The organism is Verrucomicrobiia bacterium (assembly GCA_035765895.1).
Taxonomy (GTDB): domain Bacteria; phylum Verrucomicrobiota; class Verrucomicrobiia; order Limisphaerales; family DSYF01; genus DSYF01.
This window is the reverse complement of sequence record DASTWL010000057.1, coordinates 1-6,809: the sequence shown is the minus strand read 5'-3', so window position 1 is coordinate 6,809 and position 6,809 is coordinate 1. Positions and strand designations below refer to the sequence as shown.

Genomic DNA, 6,809 nt, shown 5'->3' with positions numbered 1-6,809 from the left:
CGGGTTCGACAAGGGGGCGGAGCTGCGCATCGGCGCCAGCACGGCGTGGGTGACGGAGACGGTGGGCGCGGCGGCGGGCTACCTCGAATTTACCGGGCAAGGTCTGACGACGTTTGAACGGGCGATGGATCGTGACGAACGGCTGATGGCCGTCCTGGGCACGCGGATGTTGGAAGCGCAGAAACGGGTCGGCGAATCCGCCGATGCCATTGAGCTGCGTCAGTCCGGTGAAAACTCCGTGCTGTCCGCCGTGTCGTTGAGCGTGAGTGATTCCCTGACATCGGTGCTGCGCTGGGTCTATTGGTGGAACTCCACGGAAGAAACGCCCGAGGCGATTGGTGAGAACCAAGTCGCGGTCAGCCTCAACACCGATTTCAGCACGAAGGGAATGGCGAGTGATGAAATCACCGCAATCGTCTCGGCGTGGCAGGCGGGCGCCATCAGCCGCGAGACGATGTTCGATTTGTTCCGGCAGGGTGAAGTGCTGCCGGCAGGCCGCACCAACGAGGAGGAAGCCCGGTTGATGACCGGAGCCAGTCCACAACCCTCAACACCCAGCCAGCAACGCGCAATTCCCAGCGGCCAGTGAGGAGGTAACAGATTTATGGCATTAAAATATCGATACGTGAAGCGGGAAGAGATTCCGCCGGAACAGGCTGGATTCTACGTCGAACGCGATGGCGCATTCGTCCTCGATGCCGAAGGCGTCGTGGACAAGGCGAAGCACGAGGAGTTTCGCCAGAACAACATCGCACTGGCGAACCAGTTGAAACGCTTTGAAGGCATTGACCCCGACGTTGTGCGTCAGCTTGCCGACGAGAAGCGCAAGCTGGAGGAGGCCGCGCAACTCAAGGCCGGAGAAGTGGACAAAGTTATTGATGCCCGGCTCAAGACCGCCCGTGCTGATTGGGACAAGCAACACGGTGTCGTCGTCGCCGAGCGTGACGCCCTGCACGGCCGCCTGACGGCGATTCAGATTGATCAGGCCGTCGTGAGCGAGGCCACGAAACGTGGTCTGCGCCCGACGGCCATCCCCGACATCACGGCGCGGGCACGCATGACTTTCAAGCTGGTGGACGGAGTTCCCCAGGCTTTTGACGGCGACAAGGTTCGCACCGGCAAGGACGGTGTGTCGCCGATGACTTTGGCTGAATGGGTGGATGTGTTGGTGTCCGACGCACCGCACCTGTTTGAAGCAAATGCTGGTGGCGGTGCTGCTGGCTCCAGCTCCGGTGGGGCTGGCATCCGGTCCGTGCGTAATCCCTTCCGCAAGGAGACGTGGAACGTCACGGAGCAAATGAAACTTCAAAAAGATGACCCGCAGCTTGCCGCACGCCTCAAGGCGTCGGCCTGAGGGCACTGCGTGCCGGCCACCGCGCTGGCGAGTAAAAAGCGAAAGTTTGAGTTATGGCGAAAACTGCAATCGCGGATGTGATCATCCCGAGTCTGTTTGAAAAGTATGTGATCGAACGCACGGCAACCCTGTCGGCATTTGGCGCAAGTGGCATCGTGGAGAGCGATCCGTTCTTTGACGCGCTGGCCGCTGGTGGTGGCAATACGGTGGACATGCCGTTCTGGCAGGACGTGAACCCTGCCCGGCAAATCCTCGCCGACAACGCACCACTGACGGTGAACAAGATCGGCGCGAGCAAGGACATCGCCCGCATCCAGATGGATGCGAACGCCTGGAGCGTGAACGACCTCGCCAAGATTCTGTCTGGCGATGATCCGATGGGCGCGCTGGTGGAACTGGTGGGCGACTACTGGATTCGGGTGGACCAGAGTTTGATCTTGTCCAGCCTCAAGGGTCTGTTCGGTTCGGCGACGATGGCAGGCAACAAGCTCTCCATTGCGAGCGAAACCATTGCCGGCCAGTCGGCAACGACCCGTCTCAACGGCGCCACGTTTGTGGATGCGACCGTGAAACTGGGTGATCGGGGCGACCGCCTGACAGCGGTTGCCATGCACAGCGCCACGGAAGCCGCGCTGCGGAAACTGGACTTGATTGACTTCATCCCCGACAGCGAAGGGAAAGCGCAGATCAAGACCTTCCAGGGCCGGCGGGTCATCGTGGATGACGGGATGCCGGTGCGCAACGGCACGACCGATGGTCAGGTTTACACGACCTACCTGTTCGGGCCGGGTGCGTTTGCCAAAGGCGCAGCCCCGTTGGCCGGCGAGCCGCTGCTCGGCGGTCACGGCACGGAAGGCGTCGAGTGGGCGCGGGCCGCGCTCGACAGCGACACGAACTTCATCAACCGCCGTCGGTTCATCCTGCATCCGCGTGGCGTGAAGTTCAATTCCGCCGCCGTGGCAGGCACGAGTCCGACGAACGCGGAACTGGAGGACGCCGCCAACTGGACGCGCGTGTTCGAGAACAAGAACGTCCGCATCGTGGCGGTGGAGCATAACAATTAAGTGTTGAGCGCGGAGCGCGACGTTGACGCGCTCCGCGCCACGCAGCAAGAGCATGAATCAACTGCTTCCCATCATCCGCCGCGTCCGGCGTCCGTTGGTGTTGGTGGATGTGCCGCCGGTTCGGGTTGGCAGCGTGGAGCCGCCACCTGTGAACGCCGAGGGCGGCACCCAGGGCGGGGTCACCCCGCCGGTTTGGGAGAATGCTACGACAACTCACCCCACGTCCGCTGCGGCCGTGGCGGTCCCGAGGCAAACGAACGATGGCCAGACTGTTGCCAGGCGCAAAGCGCGGTAGGCCGTGGTCGCCCGAGCGGCGGCGACGCGGCTGGTTGGCCACGTGGCTGCAAGTGCGGCGACGCGGGCGGCAGATTGTGTTGCGGCCCGCCCCGGTGTTGCAGCCCCGCTATGGCGAGCTGCTCGCGTGGGAGTGGAGCCTGCCCGATCCCTACAAGTGGAACGTGTGGATGAGCCTCGACGCCGGCGCGTCGTGGCTGCTGGTGGAAGATTATTGGGCCTACGGCAACGCGCGGCAATTCGCGCCGGACGGTGGCAGCGAGTTGTATTTCATCGTCGGCGTGGATGAGTTTGGCCGCGCGCTCACGGAGCCCAGCAACGTGGTGCGGCCGGATGACGCGGTGCCAACGTTGCAGGACGCGCTGGCCGGGTATTGGGACGGGGACGCGGCGCTGGACGCCACCGGCAGCCAGTTGTTGCTGCCCGTGGCGGCGCCCGCCTACGGCAGCACCGGCGGGCCGAATGGCGGACCGGCCTGCGCACTCGGCAGCGCGGACTTTGTTTACAGCGACGACGCCGTGTTCTTCACGTTCGACGCGCTGACCCTCAACGCCTGGGTGCGGCACAACGAGTCGAGCGGGCTGGGATTTCTCACGACGCGCAGCTCGGACGGCTCCTACGCGAGCTACACGATGTTTGTGGCGCTCGACGCTCAGGTGGGGTCGGTGGGGCATTACCACAGCACGACGCAGGGCGAGAGCACGCCGTATGATTTCGGGTCCAGCTTCGGCGTGGCCGCGGGCGACTGGTATATGCTGACGCTGATCAGCACCACGACCCAGCTGCACTGGTATCTGAACGGCACGTGGCGGGCGACCTTGAACAAGAGCTTCAGCACCGAGCGCCTCGGCGACGTGGCGTTCCGCGTGAAGGACAATCATCCGTGGGGCACATGGACCGGAGCGTGGGCGAACCTTGGCGTGTGGTCGCGCGCGCTGGGAGCGGAGGAGGTGGCCCAGCTCTACAACGACGGACAAGGCCGGCAATTTTTTGAATTATGACACTGACGATCAACATTCCAGACGAGGTGGCGCCGCAACTGGTGGAGAACATCTGCACGGCGACCAGTTACGACGCGGGCTCGGGCAAGACGAAGGCGCAGTGGGCCAAGGAGCAACTGATTCGCACCATGAAGAACATGGCGGGGAGCGGGGCGGTGAAGACCGCGCTGGCGACCACGCGCGCCACGCTCGACGGCGCGGACATCAATTGAGCGCGGCTCGCGGCGCGGCGTGACGCGAGTGGCGTAAGGCGGATGGCACAATGGCATGGCACTGACGCTCATCAAGGAAGACGGCACGGGCAGGGCCGACGCGAACAGCTACGCGGACGTGACGGACGGCGACACGTATCACGCGGGGCACCTGTATGCGACGGCGTGGACGGGCGCGAGCGCGGACACCAAGGCGGCGGCGCTGGTGATGGCGACCCGGTTGATTGACGCGGAGTTTCAATTCGGCGGCGCACGGTCCAGCAGCAGCCAGGCGTTGCAGTGGCCACGGGAGGATTGCCGGGATCCGGACGCGCCGGCGGACATCGTGGGGGACCGGCTCGTGGCGGGAGGCACGGTGCCGCGCGGGGTGGTGGAGGCAACGTGTGAAACGGCCCGCGCGCTGATCCTTGAGGACCGCACCGCCAATCCGCTCGGCGAGGGGTTGAAGTTCAGCAGCCTCGGGGATTTGCAGCAGTCCTTTGACAAGCGCGACCGCCGGCCAGTGCTCCCGTATGTGGCGCAGGCGATGTTACGGAAGTTTGGGGAGCTGGTGCGGAGCACGAGCGGCGCGGTGCGGCTCGTGCGGGCGTGATGCAGGTGAACTGGCGAGGAGGCGATCATGGCCGAGAGTTTGCGACCCGCAGCCAAGGCAGCCGTCAGCCGGGCGTTTGCCTTTTACGCGGAGTTTGTGCAGGCGGGCTATTACTTCCGGGCCGGCAGTAATCTGGCCACGGTGCATTGGCTGGTGATGCCGGTGCCCGCGCGTCGCGTCGATGGCACAACGGTGCTACCGAACGATGAACGCATGTTGCTCGACGCGACCGAACTTGCGGCGGTGGACCAGCCGCGGCCGGGGGATTACCTGGTGGACTCCGGCACTGGCCTGCGCCGGGACGTGATCACCGCGCACCTGGATGTAACAGGCACATTTTGGAAGTTGATTGCGCGCAAGGCGCTTTGAACCGCACAAGACGAGTATGCCGGGCATAAACGCAAACGAACTGGTAACGATGGTGGATCATGCTGCTGCCATGAATGACCGCTGGCTCTTCTTGGCGGCGTTCTGCCTCCTGCTTGTCGGGGGTGGCATTGTGATCTACTGGCTGGTGCGACAGCTCCAGACGGTCATTGCGGATCACAAAGAACTGCGGCAGGCGCATCATACGGCGCTGGCGCAGATCATCGAGAAGCAGAACGAAACAAGTTTGAAGCTGGCAATCTGCATTGACCATAACACCGCCGCGCTCAATGAGTGTGCTTTCGAGCTGCGGCGATTCCAGGAAGGGAGGGTAGCATGAAACGCTTGAGTTTCATGCTGATTGACTTCGCCATGATTGCGTCCGTCGGTTTGCTGTGCGGTTGTGCTGGCACTGCACCACTCAAGGGCGGCAAGGCCACAACACTGAGCAAACCTACTCAAGGCATTGAGCAAACCGTCGTGCAATCGGACAACCCGGCGGCCGTGTCGCGGCAGGATCAAGAGACAGTGCGGACGCGGAGCTACACCGTGCCGACTGGTTCACGACTGGAATCCGGTGCAACGAACGCCGCAGCTGTAGTCGTGAGCGCGCCGATGCCCGTTGTCGAGCGCGAGGAGACGCGGGCCAAGACGGAACTTGGCGCGGCACAGAAAGACACCGCCCGCGAACTCGGCGAAAAGCTGGCGAGCCTCAAGGGAATTGTGTGGGTGGGCGTCGCCATGTTTGTGTTCGGCCTGGCATCCATCTTTTATCCGCCGCTCAAGCTGCTCATTGGCAGCGTGACGACCAGCGCCGCCATCACGGTCGGAGGGCTGGCTTTGATGGTCTTGCCGACACTGATCGTGGGGAACGAGCTATTGATTCTGGGTGGCGTGGGCGTGGCAGTGGGCGGGTGGTTTCTCGCGCACCGTCATGGTCGGCTGCAAGGCTTCGTGGATGCGAACAAGAACGGAGTGGATGACCGACTGGAGCAAGTCGTAAGCGGAAAGGAATGAGATTATGAGCAACGATGTGATTCACACGGCGATGGCGACCTGGGCGGCAAAGGATCTTCCTGCGCGCCTGCTGTCGGCACAGGTGGCGAAACTTTTGAACTGCTCAACCGACGATGTCGCCATCCTCGTGAGTGCCGGCAAACTTCGGGCGCTGGGCAGGCCAAAGCCAAACGCGGTGAAATACTTTAGCGCCATCGAATTGATTTCGTTGCTCGCCGATCCCGACTGGCTGGATGATGCGACAAAAACCGTCGGTCAGTTCTGGCGGAGAAAGAATGCCCGCCGCAATGGTTTGATTGCGCCAAGAGTTGCGGAGGATGTGGCTGAAGATGGTTTGAACTCGGTCAAAAAACCTTCAACGAAACCTTCAACGAAACCTTCAACGATTACTTCAATAACCGAGTAAAAACAGTGTGTGTGGCGTGATAAAACCGGTAGTGAACAGATAGTGTTTGAAACCGCTTGAACCCCTGTAAAACCAGCGTTAAAATGGGCCTGCAAATCAGGATTTTGAGGCTGGTGGTCGGTGAAGACCTCGTTCGATTCCGACCCTCGCCTCCAGCCTTTTTGTTGGGTTTTTGGAGGAAAAACGGTCGAGTTTCAGTGAAATCTTCAGTGGCCGGCGGACTCCGCCACCATTCGATCAAAACTGAAGTAACTCGCCGACAACTCGCTCACGGGGGCGGATCGGGTTGGCTCATGCTCATAACCGTGAGACATGAGATGAAGAATCGTTACCGGGTGTTCCGCCGCGGCTGGGGCACTTTCTACTGCGAAGACCTCGTTACCAAGAAACAGGAATCCCTCAAAACGCGCGACAAGGACGAAGCCTACCGCCTTGTCGCCGCCAAGAACGAAACCGAAGACGCTCCCGCGTTCAGCCTGCATCTGGCGCGCGTCTATTGGAAG

12 protein-coding genes are annotated in these 6,809 nt (G+C 62.1%); all 12 read left to right on the top strand.

Going from position 1 to position 6,809, the window contains the following annotated elements; genetic code table 11:
- Positions 1 to 589: DUF4055 domain-containing protein (locus tag VFV96_11845; GenBank protein HEU5071087.1), on the top strand; the 589-nt coding region annotated here is incomplete at its 5' end.
- A gap of 15 nt (positions 590 to 604) precedes the next feature.
- A complete protein-coding gene (locus tag VFV96_11840; GenBank protein HEU5071086.1) occupies positions 605 to 1,354 on the top strand; it encodes a hypothetical protein in 750 nt (249 codons plus the stop codon).
- A gap of 53 nt (positions 1,355 to 1,407) precedes the next feature.
- Positions 1,408 to 2,418 (top strand): coat protein, encoded by a 1,011-nt coding sequence (locus VFV96_11835; protein HEU5071085.1) that lies wholly within the window; start codon positions 1,408 to 1,410, stop codon positions 2,416 to 2,418.
- Between the two features lie 52 nt (positions 2,419 to 2,470).
- On the top strand, positions 2,471 to 2,713 hold the full coding sequence (locus tag VFV96_11830; protein ID HEU5071084.1) for a hypothetical protein: 243 nt from the start codon (positions 2,471 to 2,473) through the stop codon (positions 2,711 to 2,713).
- Positions 2,714 to 2,789: 76 nt separating this feature from the next.
- Complete coding sequence (locus tag VFV96_11825; GenBank protein HEU5071083.1) at positions 2,790 to 3,713, top strand: LamG-like jellyroll fold domain-containing protein; 924 nt, start codon at positions 2,790 to 2,792, stop codon at positions 3,711 to 3,713.
- Positions 3,710 to 3,925 carry a hypothetical protein gene (locus VFV96_11820; GenBank protein HEU5071082.1) on the top strand — a complete coding sequence of 72 codons (216 nt, stop codon included), beginning with the start codon at positions 3,710 to 3,712 and terminating at the stop codon, positions 3,923 to 3,925. Before VFV96_11825 ends, VFV96_11820 begins: the two co-directional genes overlap by 4 nt.
- Before the next feature lie 55 nt (positions 3,926 to 3,980).
- Positions 3,981 to 4,517: a DnaT-like ssDNA-binding protein gene (locus VFV96_11815; protein HEU5071081.1), complete on the top strand. Its 537-nt coding sequence runs from the start codon at positions 3,981 to 3,983 to the stop codon at positions 4,515 to 4,517.
- Positions 4,518 to 4,544: 27 nt separating this feature from the next.
- Entirely contained in the window at positions 4,545 to 4,886 is a 342-nt protein-coding gene (locus VFV96_11810; protein HEU5071080.1) for a hypothetical protein, read from the top strand.
- A gap of 16 nt (positions 4,887 to 4,902) precedes the next feature.
- The gene (locus VFV96_11805) at positions 4,903 to 5,223 is read left to right on the top strand and encodes a hypothetical protein (protein HEU5071079.1); all 321 of its coding nucleotides are present in this window, start codon (positions 4,903 to 4,905) and stop codon (positions 5,221 to 5,223) included.
- The gene (locus VFV96_11800) at positions 5,220 to 5,900 is read left to right on the top strand and encodes a hypothetical protein (protein HEU5071078.1); all 681 of its coding nucleotides are present in this window, start codon (positions 5,220 to 5,222) and stop codon (positions 5,898 to 5,900) included. Before VFV96_11805 ends, VFV96_11800 begins: the two co-directional genes overlap by 4 nt.
- Before the next feature lie 4 nt (positions 5,901 to 5,904).
- Positions 5,905 to 6,306, top strand: a complete 402-nt coding sequence (locus VFV96_11795) for a hypothetical protein (protein ID HEU5071077.1) — start codon at positions 5,905 to 5,907, stop codon at positions 6,304 to 6,306.
- 317 nt (positions 6,307 to 6,623) lie between these two features.
- A partial coding sequence (locus VFV96_11790; protein HEU5071076.1) for a hypothetical protein occupies positions 6,624 to 6,809 on the top strand: 186 nt, incomplete at its 3' end.

Coding starts and splice junctions, on each gene's coding strand:
- VFV96_11840 (HEU5071086.1), top strand. CDS start 605: ATGGCATTAAAATATCGATACGTGAAGCGGGAAGAGATTCCGCCGGAA.
- VFV96_11835 (HEU5071085.1), top strand. CDS start 1,408: ATGGCGAAAACTGCAATCGCGGATGTGATCATCCCGAGTCTGTTTGAA.
- VFV96_11830 (HEU5071084.1), top strand. CDS start 2,471: ATGAATCAACTGCTTCCCATCATCCGCCGCGTCCGGCGTCCGTTGGTG.
- VFV96_11820 (HEU5071082.1), top strand. CDS start 3,710: ATGACACTGACGATCAACATTCCAGACGAGGTGGCGCCGCAACTGGTG.
- VFV96_11815 (HEU5071081.1), top strand. CDS start 3,981: ATGGCACTGACGCTCATCAAGGAAGACGGCACGGGCAGGGCCGACGCG.
- VFV96_11810 (HEU5071080.1), top strand. CDS start 4,545: ATGGCCGAGAGTTTGCGACCCGCAGCCAAGGCAGCCGTCAGCCGGGCG.
- VFV96_11805 (HEU5071079.1), top strand. CDS start 4,903: ATGCCGGGCATAAACGCAAACGAACTGGTAACGATGGTGGATCATGCT.
- VFV96_11800 (HEU5071078.1), top strand. CDS start 5,220: ATGAAACGCTTGAGTTTCATGCTGATTGACTTCGCCATGATTGCGTCC.
- VFV96_11795 (HEU5071077.1), top strand. CDS start 5,905: ATGAGCAACGATGTGATTCACACGGCGATGGCGACCTGGGCGGCAAAG.